Here is a 2073-nt window from a genome sequence, read left to right as displayed (position 1 = left end):
TTCCCATTTAGCTAGCTCCTATTTTGTACCTTGCTGAAGCTAATACTTATCTCAACTATTTGGAATTATGACAAATCTTTTTTACCAAATAACCCTGCATCTTTTAGTAAATGTCTTTACAAAAGTAGACTGTTTATGGTAAAATAGTGCCTCAGCAACAAGAGAGGAGTCCAATATGACTAATTCAAGCTCTGTATCATCGCCTAAAGCTCTAGAAGAGCTGCTCTGCTATTATCTCACGGATGATTATTCAAGAATTGAACCTGTCAACCACTTCATAAGTGAGCGGTTTAACGTTGGCCACCAAGATAAAGACTTGCCTCAGCTAGTTAATTGGTACAAAAGTCTATATGAGGAAAATAAGGAATTACTAGGCTCATTCTCTACTGAAGATAAAGCTGAAATCCTCTTTCGATGCTACTTAAGGGGTAGGGTTGAGCCAATCATTGATTCAATCGAGTATCAGGCTGCATGTGATAAACTTTTCAAAAGCTTTATCGAAGACACCTCTAATTTTGAGAAAACCCCTCCTCAAGATGGCCTTAAGACTCTTTCTTCAATAGCTCTTAAAATTTTAAGACAGTATCCTTATAGATATCTCAGAAGAACTTCGAGTCTTCTTGATAAACTGGCATTAAGCAACGCCCTCAATGTTGGCTCTGATATAATCAGTTTTTCTCAAAAAAATGCCCAGAAAAAGCTTCCTGAAATCAATTATTTTGTGGAGTCTACCTCCTGAGAGGGGCTCCATAGCCTTGTCATGTGGGTTATTAATGGTTCTTTCTTTAGGTCTTTATTAAGAGCCATGCTTTCAAGTGCTTTTTCATAAGCTGGTACAGAAACTTCTTTTTTAATCGTAATGGTTTGCGGATCTCCCCACTCATCTTTATAAGAAAAAACCAACTTCTCTGTTCCTTCAGACTCTACAAAAATCACCCGTTTGTCATCTTTTAACTTTGTTTTTTCAAGCTCTGGTCTGAAGCGAGCACTAAGAATGATTTGTGTGATAGCCTCTGGCTTAATTTCTTTTCTTCTTATCTCTTTTGAGCCATCTTCAGATGGCAGCTCAACCGTTTTTACGGAAATTTTTACTAGAAAAAGCATTAGCTGGTGTGTCTTATTAGAAACATCGCTTAAAAACGTTGCATCTTCTGGTAAAACTTTGTTTCGTGACCCGCTCTTGAGGAGTTTATCAGTGGGGGTGACCAAAGAACCGAACTGGTTTTTGATATTCTCTTCGGCTTCCGTAAGGGTTGCTTTGTTTCGTTTAATTGCTGCATCAAGAATCCCATTTTCACCAACCGTTTCTTCTAGTCCAACAACAAAAGCTCCTTTTGCAGGATTAAATAAGCAAGCATAAATTCCCTGAGTGCTTGAAATGCAATTTAAGAATACTCCCTCAACCTTTTGTTCATCATTAGATGTTGACGTGTTGGTTATTCCTTTATTGTCAATGGAGGCACTGGATATAATGCCATGCTCCAAAAAACTTTGTATTTTCACTCCAACACTTATTTCTATACGTTTATTATCACTGTTTGCCGACATACTCACCCCTTCCTTAAGTTTTATTATGTCAAAAATAAATCGGGATTAAAAATTATTTCCCGTATTTCAATTTATATAAACATTATAGCACGCAAAACAATTGTTTCTCATTAATTATTTAGCAAACTAATTATAATTAAATCTATGCAATTATGGTATATTTTTTAAGTAATTTATAATTAGCGTGTTACAGAAATCTTTTGGAAAAAGAAATTTTTGTGCTGACTGTGGTGAAAATCACTTTAACTATGCGACATGAGTAGTTAAGGTAAAACCTTATCTAACTTAAAGCGTTCTATTTTAGATATATCAATCCATGCATAGTAGGGTCGATTATCTTGTGTCTACGCCAATTCTATTTGCCTACGCAGCGAAATAAGTGGCACTCCGGGGTAGTAAAGCACGAGTAAAAGGTTCAACACCTCTTAACCTCAGTTTTGGGTTTATTTTACTCAGCCTCAGGGGATTTTAGTTTTCTTTTCTCCTTTTTGATCTCGGAAAGGGCCATTTAGACCCTTACCTTCG

Annotated in this window: 2 protein-coding genes; one reads left to right on the top strand and one right to left on the bottom strand. The window is 36.3% G+C overall.

The genetic code is table 11. The annotated features are described in order from the left end of the window. The first annotated feature begins 175 nt into the window (after positions 1–175). The gene (locus NEPTK9_RS09410) at positions 176–739 is read left to right on the top strand and encodes a hypothetical protein (RefSeq protein ID WP_194848576.1); all 564 of its coding nucleotides are present in this window, start codon (positions 176–178) and stop codon (positions 737–739) included. On the opposite strand, the gene NEPTK9_RS09405 is transcribed toward NEPTK9_RS09410, so the two are convergent. Beyond that, positions 715–1548: a hypothetical protein gene (locus NEPTK9_RS09405; RefSeq protein WP_194848575.1), complete on the bottom strand. Its 834-nt coding sequence runs from the start codon at positions 1546–1548 to the stop codon at positions 715–717. The two genes, NEPTK9_RS09410 and NEPTK9_RS09405, sit on opposite strands and share 25 nt — an antisense overlap. Between the last annotated feature and the right edge of the window lie 525 nt (positions 1549–2073).

Origin of the sequence: Candidatus Neptunochlamydia vexilliferae, from assembly GCF_015356785.1 — a bacterium.
In the GTDB taxonomy this organism is placed as follows: Bacteria; Chlamydiota; Chlamydiia; order Chlamydiales; family Simkaniaceae; genus Neptunichlamydia; species Neptunichlamydia vexilliferae.
Note: the sequence above shows the minus strand (reverse complement) of the source record. Positions and strands in the feature narration are given on the sequence as shown.

Excerpts from the sequence above, each read along its gene's own strand:
- NEPTK9_RS09410 (WP_194848576.1), top strand. The coding sequence starts at position 176 with ATGACTAATTCAAGCTCTGTATCATCGCCTAAAGCTCTAGAAGAGCTG.
- NEPTK9_RS09405 (WP_194848575.1), bottom strand. The coding sequence starts at position 1,548 with ATGTCGGCAAACAGTGATAATAAACGTATAGAAATAAGTGTTGGAGTG.